Origin of the sequence: Photobacterium sp. GB-50 (assembly GCF_003026755.1) — a bacterium.
GTDB lineage: Bacteria > Pseudomonadota > Gammaproteobacteria > Enterobacterales > Vibrionaceae > Photobacterium.
In genome coordinates this window covers 516,905-532,042 of the sequence record NZ_PYNX01000002.1, presented here as the reverse complement: position 1 = coordinate 532,042, position 15,138 = coordinate 516,905, and the positions used below count along the sequence as shown (strand labels likewise).

At 39.5% G+C, this 15,138-nt stretch carries 14 protein-coding genes and 1 riboswitch; of the genes, 10 read left to right on the top strand and 4 right to left on the bottom strand.

Translation table 11 applies throughout. The features are described 5' to 3' along the window. Positions 1-241 precede the first annotated feature (241 nt). Both feoB and C9J41_RS05045 read left to right on the top strand, forming a co-directional pair. Positions 242-2,572: a Fe(2+) transporter permease subunit FeoB gene (gene feoB / locus C9J41_RS05050; RefSeq protein ID WP_107294289.1), complete on the top strand. Its 2,331-nt coding sequence runs from the start codon at positions 242-244 to the stop codon at positions 2,570-2,572. Beyond that, positions 2,572-2,829, top strand: a complete 258-nt coding sequence (locus C9J41_RS05045) for a FeoC-like transcriptional regulator (protein WP_107246930.1) — start codon at positions 2,572-2,574, stop codon at positions 2,827-2,829. The genes feoB and C9J41_RS05045 overlap by 1 nt, the downstream gene beginning before the upstream one ends. A gap of 354 nt (positions 2,830-3,183) precedes the next feature. Here the strand turns inward: C9J41_RS05045 and C9J41_RS05035 are convergent, their stop codons facing one another. The 3 genes from C9J41_RS05035 to C9J41_RS05025 are packed head-to-tail and all read right to left on the bottom strand — an operon-like array spanning position 3,184 to position 5,202. Further along, positions 3,184-3,618 (bottom strand): TraR/DksA C4-type zinc finger protein, encoded by a 435-nt coding sequence (locus C9J41_RS05035; protein ID WP_107206389.1) that lies wholly within the window; start codon positions 3,616-3,618, stop codon positions 3,184-3,186. After that, positions 3,615-4,652: a GTP-binding protein gene (locus C9J41_RS05030; protein WP_107294288.1), complete on the bottom strand. Its 1,038-nt coding sequence runs from the start codon at positions 4,650-4,652 to the stop codon at positions 3,615-3,617. The genes C9J41_RS05035 and C9J41_RS05030 overlap by 4 nt, the downstream gene beginning before the upstream one ends. Further along, positions 4,642-5,202: a carbonate dehydratase gene (locus C9J41_RS05025; protein ID WP_107206387.1), complete on the bottom strand. Its 561-nt coding sequence runs from the start codon at positions 5,200-5,202 to the stop codon at positions 4,642-4,644. Before C9J41_RS05025 ends, C9J41_RS05030 begins: the two co-directional genes overlap by 11 nt. Positions 5,203-5,786: 584 nt before the next feature. Between C9J41_RS05025 and artP the strand changes: the two genes are divergently transcribed. Genes artP through artM form a run of 4 tightly spaced genes read left to right on the top strand, consistent with a single transcriptional unit; the run spans position 5,787 to position 8,675 of the window. Beyond that, on the top strand, positions 5,787-6,515 hold the full coding sequence (gene artP / locus C9J41_RS05020) for an arginine ABC transporter ATP-binding protein ArtP (RefSeq protein WP_107290953.1): 729 nt from the start codon (positions 5,787-5,789) through the stop codon (positions 6,513-6,515). 52 nt (positions 6,516-6,567) lie between these two features. After that, the gene (locus C9J41_RS05015; RefSeq protein ID WP_107206386.1) at positions 6,568-7,296 is read left to right on the top strand and encodes an arginine ABC transporter substrate-binding protein; all 729 of its coding nucleotides are present in this window, start codon (positions 6,568-6,570) and stop codon (positions 7,294-7,296) included. A 3-nt stretch (positions 7,297-7,299) separates the two neighbouring features. Then, positions 7,300-8,007 carry an arginine ABC transporter permease ArtQ gene (gene artQ, locus C9J41_RS05010; RefSeq protein WP_107206385.1) on the top strand — a complete coding sequence of 236 codons (708 nt, stop codon included), beginning with the start codon at positions 7,300-7,302 and terminating at the stop codon, positions 8,005-8,007. Further along, positions 8,004-8,675, top strand: coding sequence for an arginine ABC transporter permease ArtM (gene artM / locus C9J41_RS05005; protein WP_107206384.1), 672 nt, complete (start codon positions 8,004-8,006; stop codon positions 8,673-8,675). Before artQ ends, artM begins: the two co-directional genes overlap by 4 nt. A gap of 62 nt (positions 8,676-8,737) precedes the next feature. Here artM and C9J41_RS05000 read toward each other — a convergent pair whose 3' ends face one another. Next, positions 8,738-9,937 carry a 3-phenylpropionate MFS transporter gene (locus C9J41_RS05000; RefSeq protein ID WP_107292668.1) on the bottom strand — a complete coding sequence of 400 codons (1,200 nt, stop codon included), beginning with the start codon at positions 9,935-9,937 and terminating at the stop codon, positions 8,738-8,740. A 260-nt stretch (positions 9,938-10,197) separates the two neighbouring features. Between C9J41_RS05000 and C9J41_RS04995 the strand changes: the two genes are divergently transcribed. Genes C9J41_RS04995 through ccoP form a run of 4 tightly spaced genes read left to right on the top strand, consistent with a single transcriptional unit; the run spans position 10,198 to position 14,817 of the window. After that, positions 10,198-10,560: a cytochrome c gene (locus tag C9J41_RS04995; protein ID WP_107246920.1), complete on the top strand. Its 363-nt coding sequence runs from the start codon at positions 10,198-10,200 to the stop codon at positions 10,558-10,560. Between the two features lie 27 nt (positions 10,561-10,587). Further along, positions 10,588-12,021, top strand: coding sequence for a cytochrome-c oxidase, cbb3-type subunit I (gene ccoN, locus C9J41_RS04990; protein ID WP_107206381.1), 1,434 nt, complete (start codon positions 10,588-10,590; stop codon positions 12,019-12,021). Continuing rightward, the gene (gene ccoO, locus C9J41_RS04985) at positions 12,014-12,622 is read left to right on the top strand and encodes a cytochrome-c oxidase, cbb3-type subunit II (protein WP_105060024.1); all 609 of its coding nucleotides are present in this window, start codon (positions 12,014-12,016) and stop codon (positions 12,620-12,622) included. Before ccoN ends, ccoO begins: the two co-directional genes overlap by 8 nt. Next, positions 12,619-14,817: a cytochrome-c oxidase, cbb3-type subunit III gene (gene ccoP / locus C9J41_RS04980; RefSeq protein ID WP_107246917.1), complete on the top strand. Its 2,199-nt coding sequence runs from the start codon at positions 12,619-12,621 to the stop codon at positions 14,815-14,817. The genes ccoO and ccoP overlap by 4 nt, the downstream gene beginning before the upstream one ends. A 136-nt stretch (positions 14,818-14,953) precedes the next feature. Next, positions 14,954-15,127: riboswitch (Lysine riboswitch) on the top strand. Positions 15,128-15,138 lie beyond the last annotated feature (11 nt).

The window sequence follows — 15,138 nt, the reverse complement described above, 5'->3', positions numbered from 1 at the left end:
GTGCTAACATATAGGCTTAATATAACTTTCTCCAATTTTGAACATTAATTATTCATAAAAAACATATCATCCAAGCCATTGACTAGAATGAAAAATTACATTTTATTCATCTTTTTATTTTCCTTAGTAAAAAAAATTATTGACTGAAATAAGTATTCTTTTTATAAGTGCAATTGATAAGCGATATCATTTTCGCTTGTTAATTATTTTATCTATTAGTAATTGGTTGGAGAAATAAATAATGGCAAATACTATTGCCTTATTAGGTAACCCTAACTGTGGTAAAACGACTCTGTTTAATGCCTTAACTGGCGCAAGACAACGCACAGGCAACTGGGCTGGAGTTACTATAGATAAAAAAGAAGGAAACTACTCTTACCATAATAAGAATATAAATATTGTAGATTTGCCTGGTATTTATTCTATGTCTTCATCCGATGAACAAGGTTCACTCGATGAGCGCATCGCTTGTGAATATATTCTTTCTGATGAGGCTGATCTTGTCGTTAATATTGTCGACGCGGCCAATATTGAGCGAAATTTATATTTAACATTACAACTGCTTGAAATGAAAATTCCATGCATTGTTGTACTTAACATGTTAGATATTGCTAAACAAAAAAATATAAATATCGATGCGGAAAAGTTAGAATCTGAACTTGGTTGCCCTGTTGTTTCATTAGTTGCAAATAAATCTAAAGGACTCGATGATTTAAAAGGCTCGATTGAAAAACATTTACAAACAAAATCACTGCCTCGTCTATTTACTCAATTTCCTATTGAATTAGACCAAACCATTTCTCAGCTTTCTGACGTATTCGATGATCAAATAATTGTTAATAATAGAAAGAAATGGCTTGCTATACGCTTACTTGAATCAGATTCATCAGCCCAAAAATATATAAACGGTACAGATATCGCCTCTTTTGTCTCTCAATTACAAGCCGATTTTTCAAACACACATAATGAAAATATTGACTTATTAATTGCTGATGCGCGCTACCAAACTGTCGCCGAGATCATTCATCATTGCATCTCAAGTTACGATGCAGGACAGCATAATCTGACTCAATGGATCGATAAGATTGTACTTAACCGTTATCTAGGGATCCCGATTTTCCTCATCGTGATGTATTTAATGTTTTGGCTATCAATAAATATTGGTGGTGGGCTTCAACCTATTTTTGATGAAGGCTCTGCAGCAATATTCATTAATGGCACCGCATGGTTATGTTCATCACTCGGTTTTCCTAGTTGGCTCACAGCCATTTTAGCGCAAGGGCTGGGTGGCGGTATAAATACCGTTATGCCCTTTATTCCTCAAATTGGTTTGATGTTCCTTTATCTATCAATATTAGAAGATAGTGGTTATATGGCGCGAGCAGCGTTTGTTATTGATCGCTTTATGTCTACGATTGGATTGCCAGGAAAATCCTTTGTTCCGCTTATTGTAGGGTTTGGTTGCAACATACCTTCCATTATGGCGTCACGTACCCTCGATACACCAAGAGATCGTATCTTAACGTCTATGATGACACCCTTTATGTCTTGTGGCGCAAGGTTAGCAATTTTCGGCGTTTTCTCAGCAGCTTTCTTCCATGGTATGGGAAGCTTTGTCGTTTTTTCTCTCTACTTGCTTGGTATTTTTGTCGCCGTTATTACTGGTTTTGTGCTGAAGAAAACCTTATTAACGGGTGAAGCATCACCTTACATAATGGAATTACCAACCTACCACCTCCCAAGCGCTAAAACGACGCTTATCCATAGCTGGAGTCGCTTACGTGGATTTTTAGTCAAAGCGTGTAAGATCATCATTCCTATTTGTGTGCTAGTAATGGCGTTGAATAGTGTCAATTTTGAAGGACAAGTTATTGAAAGTAATAACCAACAGAATTCAGCCCTATCAGAAATTGGTCGTTGGGTAACACCTGTATTGTCTCCCCTTGGTGTTAATGAGAAAAATTGGCCAGCCAGTGTGGGATTATTAACAGGATTTTTAGCAAAAGAAGTGGTTGTCGGCACTTTAAATACCCTATACACCGCAGAGTTAAGTAACAATCAAGCTGCAGATGATGGGCAATCTTTCCACCTACTGCCTGAGTTAAAAGTGGCATGGCAAGATACTATTGATGGTGTTGCCAATAGTTTTTCTTTATCAACACTTAAAAATCCGATAAAAGCCAGTGAGGCTGACGGCTCAATGGGAACAACCGCAATGGGGCAAATGCACCAAGAATTTGGTTCAATGGCGGGTGCCTATGCATACTTAATCTTTGTTTTACTTTACGTGCCTTGCGTCTCTACTATTGGTGTTATCGCCAAAGAAATTGGTCGAAATTGGGCTTGGTTATCGACAGCATGGGGAGTGGTTGTCGCCTACGCGCTTTCAATCGCCTTCTATCAAACCGCGACTTTCAAAGCACATCCATTAGAAAGTCTGCTGTGGTTATTTTTTGCTTTGAGTATCGTCACTGTATTTATTATAGGGATTAAACGCTTATGCAATAAAGTCGATTGGCAAATGTCGATACCAGACACACCTGCGACACATAACTGCGGAGGATGCCATTAATGATATCGCTAATTACAGTAAGAAATACGGTACGTGATGCAAAAATCATTTCCTTTAGCCAGCTTACAAAGCATTTGAAGTGTGAGCCAAGATGGTTAAGTGCATTATTAGATGAATTAATTTTACGTGGAAAAGTTGAGAAATGTGATTCATCGCCTTCTTTAGCTTGCGGGAAACATTGCCAAAATTGCCAAACGCAGACAACAGATCCTGTCTACAAATGGTGTGAAAATAAAATCGCTATTTCGCTATGCTAATAGCTAAAGCATAATGAAAAAAGACCAACATATGCGTGGTCTTTTTTTATGTCTTATCAACACCTTGCGTCTTAGGTAGAGCCTACATTCTCGAAACATCTTTGATTCACTTTAGCGCTTTTTTTTTGCTAGCTCAAACCATTGCAATGCTTTTTGCCTTTGTGATTCGCCATACAATTGAACGAATTTTTCGTCATGTAATCTTTAGAAGAGCTAAGAGCAGTAATATACCCTTCAACATACGATAAGGTTAAAGGTTGTTTGCAAAACAATAATGCAGTGATGTCATTCTTGAACTTTGCGGAATGATCGCCGTATTCATATAGGCCTACCTAATGATAATTGAAAATAGGATCAATCTTTGTATTGAATTTCTTTCATTTCCATCAGCGATTTTACGTCAGCACTGTACTCTGCAGTCGGTCTTATCAGTAACCGAGGAATACCTATTGGCTCACCGGACTCTAAGCAATAACCGTAGCTACCTAAACGAATTCGCTCTAACGCCAATTTGATTTTGGGCAAAAGTTTTTGTTCTCGTTCAACAATTCTTAAAGTAATGCCTGATTGCTCTTCTAACGTTGCGCGATCACTGACATCACTTAAATCACTCGCATCTGCCGTGTGCCCCATTTCCTCTCTCGCAGATTGAATGTGATGAGATGTCGACTCATAGAGAGCAATCAATCTTTGTTTAAAAAACGCCAATTGATAATCATTCATGTAATTATCTTCAGGCTCTTGCAATATTTGTTCTTCAGTTAGCATTCTAATTTCAGTGTTGTTCATGTTATTTCACTCATGTTATTAACAATCAAACAATCTAAAAGCTTGCCTTCCAATTCATCATCTAATGTATCTGCGATAATTTCGACACGGCTTTCAGCGCACTCATCAAGCTCAACCTGTGTGATTCCATCTGCCGTTTTGTTATAACCAAAGATCCCATCAGAAGTAATAAACACGGCCTTCATTCGCTCAACATTCAATGTTTGAAAGAGCTGATGTAATGATTGACGATCAAAGACTTTTTCAGATGCAAAACGCCAGCCAATACTTTTGAAACCTTCACCTTGGTTAGTAGCTTTTATCATGCCACTTTCAGGTATCAGCTCTTCTGATAGTGCTTCTTCAGATACACTTGTCTGCCTATCACGATGAAGATAAGACGTCGGTAATACTTCTATACGGGTCTCACCATCAAACTCATTAAATGGGATCACACCATGTTTAGCAAAAATCACTTTGGTTTTTAGGCTCGCAACTTGCGCGACAAAAGCTTTCAACTTTTCTTTATCTTCTGCTTGATAAAGATCGGTCTTGTTTCCTACCACCGTATCGGCAATTGCAATCTGTTGCCTAAAGGTATCATGTGAGGTATAGCGAGGATCGGATAACTTCCTTGCATCCACTAATGTGATATTTTTCTGTAACGATAAGACATCGCGATAGTATTCAGTAGAGAGCACTTGCATCACTTCTTTAGGATGACCAAGCCCTGTGGGTTCGATGATCAAACGATCCGGTTTTGCTTCTGAAAGTAGTTGATTAAGCGCAATTTGCATTGGTAATCCAGCGGTACAGCACATACAGCCACCAGGTACTTCGCGGATAAATATTTGTTGCTCGTTACCGCCTTGACCTTGCAGTAAACTACCATCGACACCAATTTCACCAAATTCATTCACCAGCACAGCCCAACGCTCGTTATCAGGTTTACTTTTCATTAAGTGAAGAATGGCTGAAGTTTTCCCGACGCCAAGAAACCCAGTAATAATGTTGGTTGGTACGCCTAAAATTGGCGATGATATCTTAAAGCTCATTAGCAATCCTCCTGTATCCCTGAACCAGTTCGTGGTTAGCAGATACAACCGATTCAGAAAAAGCGGAATATTCAGGTGGGACTTTCGAAATACTATTTAAGTCAAAACCTGTACCAATATTCGTCATTGGCGGGACATGAAAATTTTCAGGCAGATCTAATCCATCGACAACGCAGTTATGACGGATCACACACCCTTCACCAATAACGGCATTAAATACCACAGAGTTGAAACCAATAAACACATCATCACTCACCTCACACGGCCCATGAATAATTGAGCGGTGAGCAATAGAAGAACGCTCACCAATAGTGACTGCAGCCCCCGCTTTTGAGTGAATAACCACACCATCTTGAATATTGGTATCGCGTTTGATCACAATTGCATCCATTTCGCCCTGCTCATTTACTTCATCAGCACGTATTACGGCATAAGGCCCAATGAAAACGTTATCTTCTACAATCACTTTGCCACAAATAATCGCAGTAGGATCAATAAACGCAGTTTCAGATATTGTTGGCATATGCCCTGTAGGGTTTCTTCTTAGCATCTCTTTTTCTCTTCACTATTCGCGCAATCACTCGCAACTTTTAATTCCCCCCTTACAGCAAAGTCGTACAGGGAATAGTTCAGTCACTACTCACGCAGTAAATCAAACATTAATGAAACGTTATAACATAACAATAATGGGTTATCTAGATGCTACTCGTACGTAAATATCAATGGTGTTTATTCTAACTGAGCTTATTGTAAAACAATTGATCAACACCGCCACGATGTCGCTTTCAACACATCGTTTTACTCTCTTTAATACATCTCAGTAAATCCCGTTCTTTCTCTTACTATATTCTCATTTTCGGCCCCCATAATCACACAACCACAATCTGAATAATTATCCAAGTGGGGGTCTTCTTAAAAAACACACCATTTAGTCAATTGTTAACATGCTATTACATCAATTTTCGCCAGCTACATTTAAACGTTAACCCTTGGTTTTAATTAGAATATAAAACCAACAAAAGACTAAGAATTAAACAATAAATTAACAAATTAAATTATTTTCAATTTTTTATTGCATAGAATTCCAACTTAAGTAATATAAACCACAAGTGAGAACAAATGCAGAATAAGCGCATGGGCATTCAAGTAAAAAACATTAATAAATTCTATGGTAAGCATCAGGTTTTACACGATGTAACCTTCGAATGTAATAAAGGTGAAACGCTGGTTTTACTTGGCCCAAGCGGTGCAGGTAAAAGCTCTTTACTACGGGTATTAAACCTATTGGAAGATGCTTCTGCTGGCGAGCTGAGTATTGCAGAAAATTATTTTGATTTTAAAAAAACAATCGTTGAAAAAGATGGCTTAAAACTACGTCGTAAAGTTGGTATGGTATTCCAACAATACAATTTGTGGCCCCACAAAACTGTGTTGGAAAATTTAATAGAAGCACCAGTAAAAGTGCTCGGTATCGATAAAGCTCAAGCGAAAAAAGAAGCGTTAGAGCATTTATCAAAATTACAGTTAGCAGATAAAGCCGATGCATGGCCTTTGCAACTGTCTGGCGGCCAACAACAGCGTGTTGCAATTGCACGTGCGTTGATGATGAAGCCTGAAGTGTTGTTATTTGATGAGCCTACTGCGGCGCTTGATCCTGAGATCACAAGCCAAATTGTACAAATCATCAAAACATTAAGCGGCACAGGCATTACCCAAGTTGTGGTTACCCACGAAGTGGATTTTGCAAAAAAAATCGCCAGTCATGTGCTTTACATGGAAAACGGCAAAATTATTGAACACGGCAGTAACGAGGCGTTTAGTCACCCTAAAACCTCACAATTTGCTGACTACTTAAAACATTAACGAATTATATCCCCCTCTATATTCGTTCGTAACAGACGCATGGAGTATCGCGATGAACAAAATTTTATTAGCTAGCATTATCGGTTTGGTTTCTTCTCAAGCTATGGCGCAAGACATTAAGTTTGCGATGGAAGCAACCTATGCCCCTTTTGAGTACATGGATGAGAATAATCAAATCCAAGGCTTTGACGTTGATATTGCTAAAGCCCTATGTAAAGAGATGGATGCTACCTGTACTTTTCATAACCAATCTTTCGATAGCTTAATTCCAGCTCTTAAATTCAAACGATACGATGCAGCTATATCAGCAATGGACATTACTGAAGCGCGTCAACAGCAAGTCAGCTTTACTCAACCTTATTACGATAACGCTGCTGGCTTTATTTCAATCAAAGGTAAAGTCGCTGATGTTGCCGCCCTTAATGGTAAGCGTGTTGGGGTACAAAATGGTTCGACTCACCAGAGCTATTTAACCGATCAAATGTCAGGTGTAACTGCGGTTCCTTACACCAGTTACCAAGATGCCTTTATTGATATGAAAAATGGCCGTATTGATTCGGTATTTGGTGATACTGCTGTTATCGCTGAATGGTTGAAAAAAGACGATAACCTTGCGTATGTAGGTAAACCTGTGACAAACCCTAAATACTTCGGTAACGGTTTTGGTATCGCAGTAAACAAAGGCAACCAAGAATTGGTTACACAGCTGAATACGGCACTCGCTAAAATTAAGCAAGATGGCCAGTATCAAGTTATTTTTGATAAGTACTTTGGTAAGTAAATTATGATGTTATCGGGATATTCTCTTTCCCTGTTAGAAGCTAGCTGGATGACAGTCCAGCTCGCTTTTACCAGTTTAGCGGTTGGATTGGTGCTGGCTATGTTGTTTGCTGGCGGTGAGATGTCTCGATTTCGCTTCGTGGCATGGCCAACGACAGCCTTAGTGACAGTATTACGAGGCTTACCTGAACTACTGATTGTTTTATTCATCTTTTTTGGTTCAGGTCAGATTTTATTTTACATCACGGGTGATTATATCGAGATCAGCCCTTTTCTTTCAGGTGTTATTGCGCTTTCACTGATTTTTGCCTCTTATGCGGCGCAAACTATCCGTGGTGCCATTAAAGCTGTGCCTAAAGGACAAAGAGAAGCAGCCAGTGCGCTTGGGATCAGCAAAGCAAGAACATTTGTCGCTATTATTATTCCCCAAGCGATCCGTCATGCATTACCAGGGTTAACTAACCAATGGTTGGTGTTATTAAAAGATACCGCCTTAGTATCGCTCATCGGTGTGACGGATCTTCTAAAACAAGCACAGTTAAGCTCTGCAGCAACGCATGAAAGTTTTACTTGGTATGCAACAGCTGCGGCAGTGTATTTAGTGATCACTCTAATTACACAACAAATTATTAAACGGATTGATGCGAAATATAGCGCTCAAGAAGGTTCAAGCAACGACAAAAAAACGGTTGTTGAAGGAGCGATGGCATGAATGAACAACACTTCTGGCAATTAATGGATGGCCTTGCCACCAGCTTACAATTGACCGTTGCATCGTTATTAGTTGGCTGTACTCTCGCTCTCTTAATGACGATGACATTGATTTTAAGAACCCCTGTTTTGCATTGGTTAAGCCGTGGCATCATTACCCTATTTACGGGTACACCTTTGTTAGTTCAAATCTTTTTGATTTACTACGGACCGGGGCAATTTGAAGGTATTCGTGAAAGCTTTGTATGGCAATGGCTCAGCCAACCGTGGTTCTGTGCGATGTTGGCACTAGCATTAAATACTGCCGCTTACAGCACTCAACTGTTTAAAGGGGCGTTTGATGCAATTCCTAAAGGTCAATGGCAAGCATGTCGTGCGTTAGGCATGGAGACCAAAACGACATTACATACCTTGTTACCTTTTGCCATTCGTCGTTCTGTACCGGCTTACTCTAATGAAGTAATTTTAGTGTTTAAAGGTACATCGCTTGCCAGCACTATTACTATTATGGATATCATGGGTTACGCTCAACGTATTAATGCTCAAACCTACGATACGTTAACTGTGTTTGCCATTGCTGGTGCTATGTATCTTACCGTTAATGCCCTGCTTTCTATTGCGTTTAGACTAATAGAGAAAAAAGCCTTGGCGTTTGAAGTGGCGAATTAAATTTCATCTTTCACCGATTAAAAAGCCGATAATACACTTATCGGCTTTTTTATTTTTAAAGGTTAAGCTGAAGCAAATGTTTTATTTCTCACTGTTTGTTGCTCTTCTTTTCTATTAGGCACAGTGTCTTTTACTTTTAAGAAAATACAAGGTACACCCATCGCAGCCATAAACCAGAACATATTTATTTCAGAATGATGCATTAACCATCCGCAAAATACAGATACAAGCGCTAATACAAAACCTGCAGGAATAGCATGGTATAATGACTGTAAAGAAACATAATTATGTTTTCGATTTTCTTCCACATAACGAACCGAAGATAAAATCGTACCAGAGAACGTAATACCATGTAGAATCTGACAGAATATAAGCACATATATATCATTTGTCGCTGCGGTTAATCCCCAACGCACCACAACAGCAATTGCAGCAAGTCTAAATAATGTTGATACTTTCCAATTAGCGAACGCTTTACGACTAATTAAGTAAAAAACGATCACAGAAATTGTCGATAGGCTCCATAAATAACCAATCGTATCAGAGTTTAGCCCCTGTTCTTTCCAGTAGACGGTACTGAAGAAATAATAACCACCATGGCTTCCCTCTAACAAAGAAGCGACCAATAAAAATAATAGTGTCTCTTTACAACATAAGACTTTGAAAATATTCTTTCTTTTTTGCTCATCATGGTGGCATACCATAGGTACTGCTGGCTTCATTAGCGTACCTAGTAATGTTGCACCCAAGCCAATAGCTCCCATGATTGGTACAGAACTGACACCAAAGTTCTGAACAACCCATCCCATACAAGCTGACGCAACCGTTAATGCAACCGCTCCCCATAAGCGAGTGTAGCCATAATCGAGTCTATCATCTCGAGCATAGTGATTTGATATCGCATCCGAAATCGCTACCGCAGGACCAATTGCTAAATTAAATAACACGAGTAGTAATGCAAGTACCCAAAATGTTGGCGTAATCGTACCTATCCAGATAAACGCAATAAAGCCTAGCAAGCTTAAAAACATTGACCAACGAAGGAACGGTATGAGATGCCCAACCTTGTGAAATAAAGGTGTTAATGTAAAGTTGATCACACAGCGAGCGGCAAGTCCAAAACCGATCAGCATCCCGATATCGGCATCTGAAATCCCTAATTTTTCTAACCATAATCCTCTAAAGGGTAAATACACCCCATACGAGAACCAGAACATAAATTGATACGTGGACATCCATACTGATGGTCGACAATTAAGCATTCGTACGATTACTCCTTTCAATGTTTGAGTAACAGTAACGAAAATAGTTATCATTAACAATTTGAAGAAATACCAAAAAATAATTAAAAACAGCCACATTACATGACTGCTTTTAGAATAAACTGAAAAATATTTTGATTTATTCCTTTAATTTCTGATGTTTTCTCAAAACAGATGTTGCGAAAATGTAAAATAATCTATCTTTATAAATGTGCGTCTATATTACGACTTCTATAAATAAGATAAAAAGGGAGATGAGCATGTCTTTAATCCTATCCATTAAGCGGTTTTTGTTTGTGGTTTTAGTTGTAACTCCCCTCGTTTCATCAGCCGATGAAATGACACCGAAACAACAATTTGAGATCGGGAAACAAAAAGCCCTTGTTTGTATGACATGCCATGGTGTCGATGGTATTTCAGCAACGGATACCTATCCCAACTTACAAGGCCAAAAGCAACAATATTTGGTCGCTGCACTTAAAGCATACAAACAGAATCAACGTGTTGATGGTTTAGCGATATTAATGCAGGGTTATGCTAAAGATTTAAGTGATCAAGATATGAAGGATCTCGCGTATTACTTTAGTACCGTAAAAACAGATACCAGCCATCAATCACAATAAACGGCATTACTTGCTAAGGTTATGACGATGGATACTCAGTATAATTATAAAATCGTTAAGTACTTTATGATCGCGAGTGTTAGTTGGGCGTTCATAGCTATGTTAATTGGTGTTATTTTAGCTGCGCAACTTTATTGGCCTGCCCTTAACCTCGATTCTGAATACTTTCAATTTGGTCGTCTCCGTCCATTGCATACTAATGGCGTCATTTTTGGCTTTGTCGTCAATCTTTTAATGGGAACGTCCTTTTATATTGTTCAACGCACCTGTAAAACACCGCTATATAACAACACTGCTGCTTGGTCTGTCTTTTGGGGTTGGCAATTTATCCTTCTTCTTGCCCTTATTACCCTGCCATTAGGTTTTACTACCTCAAAAGAGTACGCCGAACTTGAATGGCCAATTGATGTCTTAATTGCTGTTATCTGGGTGATGTACGCCATCGTGTTTTTTATGACTGTCGCCAAACGTACCGTTCATCATATCTTTGTTGCTAACTGGTTTTACGGCGCGTTTATTATTGTTATTGCGATGATTTTTATTGCTAACAATCTCGAATTGCCTGTCACGATGTGGAAATCTTACTCTATTTACTCAGGGGCTGAAGATGCTATCGTGCAATGGTGGTGGGGACATAATGCGGTTGGTTTCTTATTAACCGCTGGCATCATTGGTATGAACTACTATTTCATTCCCAAAATTGCCGAGCGCCCTATTTACTCTTATCGCTTATCTGTTATTCACTTTTGGGGCTTAGTCGGCTTTTATACTTGGGCTGGTACGCACCATCTTATTTATTCTTCTGTGCCAGATTGGTTACAAAATCTCGGCATTGTGATGTCGTTAATTTTATGGCTTCCCTCATGGGGTGGCGCGTTTAATAGCATCATGACCTTGCTCAATAATAAGCAGAAACTTAAGCACGATTACATTATGTGGTTTTTCTTCTCTGCCATTGTTTACTACGCTCTAGCGACTTTTGAAGGGCCATTATTAGCCATTCGTTGGTTTAATATGATTGCGCATAATACCGATTGGATCATCGGTCATGTGCATTCAGGAGCCCTAGGTTGGGTTGGCATGTCTGCCATTGCCGTATTTTATTACTTTATTCCTCGTTTATATGGTCACGAGCAATTGTGGTCAAATCGTTTAGTTAAATGGCATTTCTGGTTTGCACATATTGGGATTGTACTTTATGCCGTTGCACTGTGGATAGCTGGGATCGGACAGGGCTACATGTGGCTAAAAGAAGATCCTAATGGCTCTCTTAGCTATAGTTTTGTCGAAGCGATGAACTTCAGTGCACCGTGGATGTTAGTTCGCTTTATCGGTGGTGCGTTGTTTGTGTTAGGTATAATTTTAATGATTTATAACCTATACAGAACGCTAAAACAGCCAAAACCTAGATCAGTTAAGCATCAAAATGCAGCAACAGAAAAGGTAGATACTCATGATTAATAAAGATTTTACCTCATCTGTAGTGATCCTTATTGTTGCAACAACTTTGGTTGCTGCCTTTTCATTCTTAGTATGGGTACTTCCTGCTTTTTTTTACCAAGATAAGTTAATTGCTGAATCAAGCGCGAAACCATTAACCGCATTAGAAGTTGCTGGGCGTGATATTTATATCAGTGAAGGTTGCCATACTTGTCATACCATGATGGTACGTCCATTAAATGCAGAAATTAAACGTTATGGACGATATAGCCGAGAAAGTGACGATATTTATGAACATCCCAATTTATGGGGTTCAAAACGTACTGGACCTGATCTCACTAATTTAGGTCGAAAATATTCTGATCAATGGCACATCATTCACCTAAGAAACCCTCGTGATGTTGTACCAACTTCGATTATGCCCTCTTATCCTTGGCTCTTTGAACAAGTACTTGATGGTGAAGATATTGATGCAAAACTAATTGCATTACGTACGCTTGGTGTTCCTTACACTGATAAGGAAATTAAACAGGCACGATTAGAAGTAAAAGGTAAAACCAAGGCACAGGCATTAATCGCCTATCTACAAAGTCTGGGACAAGATCAAGGAGTACGACCATGAGTACTTTTTGGAGTGGTTGGGTCATTATCCTAACCCTTATTTTTCTCGCAATTATGATCGTCGTTGTTGCGTACTACTGGAAGAAAAACAGTGCAGCCAACGCTAATCGAACCGTCGATAGCTTTGATGGTATCGATGAAAACGATGCCGCCGTACCAAACCTTTTACTTCTTTCTTATCTTCTCGCTTTCATTATCGCTGCCGTTTTTTTGGTGCTCTATCCTGGCATGGGAAACTGGCAAGGACTCATGAAGTGGCAATCAAGTAGTGAAGCGGCTTCAACCTCTACTACTTCATTAGCCAAACAAATTAGCCAAGTACCTAATAGTGATACATCATTTCAAGCATTAAGTACCTCGCCTGAAATTGTGGTCGCTGGGCGTGCTTTATTTCAAACCCATTGTGCGGCTTGTCATTTAAATCAAGCACAAGGTCAGCTTCATTTCCCTAATTTAAGTGATACCGTTTGGCTTTATGGTGGTAGTGATGAGGCGATCCATCATTCGATTGTTAAAGGTCGTAACGGAGTCATGGCTGGTTGGAAAGATATTCTGACTGAAGAAGAAATTGAGAATGTTTCATATTATGTCGCTTCACTTGAAAAAAATCGCATTATCTCAGAGCCAGCGGTCAAGCTTGAACTCGGTAAAACCGTATTTGATGCTAACTGTACGGCTTGTCATGGCAGTAATGCAAAAGGTAATACTGCGATTGGTGCGCCAAATCTAACCGATAATATCTGGCTTCACGATGGCAGCGTTGAAGGTATTATTTCAACGGTAAAATATGGCTTGAACAATCTCATGCCTGCTTTTGAAGAGCAACTCAGCGATAGCGAAATTCAAGCATTAGGGGCTTATATTCGCCACCAAGGAAATAGACAAAACGAGAAACTCGCAGCACTTGATCCGGATATGGTTAGTAAAGGGCAATACCTTGCTTATGCAGGAGATTGTATTGCTTGTCACACTGGTGAAGGTGGCGAACCATTTGGTGGCGGTTTAGGATTTTTAACGCCATTTGGCACGCTTTATTCTACCAATATTTCAGCACATCCAACCTATGGTATTGGGGATTACACCTATGATGAATTTTATGATGCGCTACATAAAGGTAAAGGCAAACATGGCTACCTATATCCAGCGATGCCCTACTCGTCTTATCAATATGTGACAGATGAAGACACCCAAGCACTTTGGGCTTACATGCAATCGCTTAATTTTGTGAATACTCGTAATGAAGAAAACAAGATGATGTTCCCAAGTAATATCCGGTTAGGACTACTTGGTTGGAATATTGCCTTTCTTAATACCGACCCTTTGCAATACCCAGCAGATGCCACCGAACAATGGAAACGGGGTAAATATTTAACCATGGGGTTAGGCCATTGTTCGGAATGTCATACTCCACGTAACGTTGCACAAGCCTTGATAGAAAAAGAGCTATTCCAAGGTAATTTGATTGATGGCTGGAAAGCCCCAAATATTACCGCAACAGAGCTATATCAAGATCGTTGGGATGTAAAAACACTAACCGACTTTTTAAAAACGGGTCATTCAGATAAAGGAACCGCATTTGGTGGTATGGCGGAAGTGGTACAAAACAGTACCCGTTTCTTGACAGAACAAGACGTCGCAGCCATTGCGGAATACTTGATCACTGGCGATAAATATAACGAGTTAGATAGCTCGGTTCCTCAGCTTAACCCACCAGGCTTTGGTGACTTGGTGCCAGCCAATGTTGATATTCAAACCGTTGAGCTAAAACCGTTAAGTAGCAACGATCCTGAAAACGAAGCCAAACTATATGGTGTGTATGTGCAAACCTGTGGTGCATGCCATGGTAAAGACGGTAAAGGTAGGAAAGGGATCGCCCCTACGCTGCTTAACAACGGGATAATTATGCACAGTGATCCTTACGATACGATTGCCGTTACCATTCGTGGTTTATCGCCAAACTTCATGGAACAAGACAGTAACTTTATGCCTATGAGTAGCTTTAACTCGGTGCTCAGTGATGCCAACCTTGCGAAATTAATTAGCTTTGTCCGCGATAAGTTAGGTGATAGAACTGTACCTGTTACACCACAAGAAGTAGCAGAGGTAAGAAAAGATTTAATTAAAGGTGGCTATGCTGGGAATATACACTCCATGACAACACCAGAACAAAATCAGCCCAATAGCATAACAGAATGAGCGATTATCTAAATGGAATATATCGCTACTAATTGGTTAACATGCCATCAACAGTAACAATATTTACAATTAATATGCATTTTCTGTCTGCTTTTTATTGCCTAAGCAAAATTAATAGGTATCATCAAATTTCAATCCTTTGAGTAGAGGCGCGCTGCCTAAAAGTATCCGGATGGAGGGTGACACCTTTGAAGTCTGGGGAAAGGAGTCGGCGCCGAAGTGTTTGTTGTGTCGTCAACAATCGCTGGGTCTGCATTAAATAAGTGCAGAACTGCCATAGTTATTTTGTCTATGGAGCGCTACCCTAAGGGATACGAAGAA